Here is an 831-nt window from a genome sequence, read left to right as displayed (position 1 = left end):
TGGGTTGCCCCATTCGGAAATCTGCGGATCAAAGTGTGTTTGCTCACTCCCCGCAGCTTATCGCAAGCTACTACGTCCTTCATCGCCTGTAATCGCCAAGGCATCCACCATGTGCACTTATTCGCTTGTCCCTATAACGTTAGCCTCTTCATTCTTTCAAACGAAAAGAGCGCTACAGGGATAAGAAAGTACAACGTTGTTGCTTGTTTGTTGATACATACAATCATTACCCATCGATTTATGTTTTACGATAAACCGATCAATAAATAATCTTTACTTCTTCCAGATTGTTAAAGAACGAAACAGCTTTGATCGCTAAAAGATCAAACCTAAATTTAATCACCACTGTGATTAACTTACGTTTGCACTTTCGGGTAAAACGTGGTGGAGGATGACGGGATCGAACCGACGACCCCCTGCTTGCAAAGCAGGTGCTCTCCCAGCTGAGCTAATCCCCCTATGGGTCTTGCGTGGCTTTGACTTCTAAAAATCATCTGGCTTTGCCAGTGGTTTTTAGCTATCAACCAAACGAAAGTAGRTGTGTACTTTCGTTTGACGCTTTTACTGGTAGGGCTGGTTGGACTCGAACCAACGACCCCCGCGTTATCAACACGGTGCTCTAACCAGCTGAGCTACAGCCCCAACGCGGAACTACTACGACTACTGTTTCTTCTTCATTTAACAGCCGATAAGTGTGAACATTTGATGCGTGAATCATTACTGATTCGTGCAAACTCTAGAAAGGAGGTGATCCAGCCGCACCTTCCGATACGGCTACCTTGTTACGACTTCACCCCAGTCACGAATCCTACCGTGGTAAGCGCCCTCCTT

Annotated in this window: 2 tRNA genes and 2 rRNA genes; all 4 read right to left on the bottom strand. The window is 45.9% G+C overall.

Annotated features, from left to right (window positions below):
* Positions 1–131 (bottom strand): 23S ribosomal RNA (locus tag CBW50_RS28530); the annotation flags it as partial.
* 251 nt (positions 132–382) lie between these two features.
* Positions 383–458 (bottom strand) — tRNA-Ala (locus CBW50_RS28525).
* Positions 459–565: 107 nt separating this feature from the next.
* A tRNA-Ile gene (locus CBW50_RS28520) sits at positions 566–642 on the bottom strand.
* 98 nt (positions 643–740) lie between these two features.
* A 16S ribosomal RNA gene (locus tag CBW50_RS28515) occupies positions 741–831 on the bottom strand; the annotation flags it as partial.

Origin of the sequence: Janthinobacterium sp. GW458P (assembly GCF_002127585.1) — a bacterium.
In the GTDB taxonomy this organism is placed as follows: Bacteria; Pseudomonadota; Gammaproteobacteria; order Burkholderiales; family Burkholderiaceae_D; genus Janthinobacterium.
This window is presented reverse-complemented; position numbering and strand designations above follow the sequence as displayed.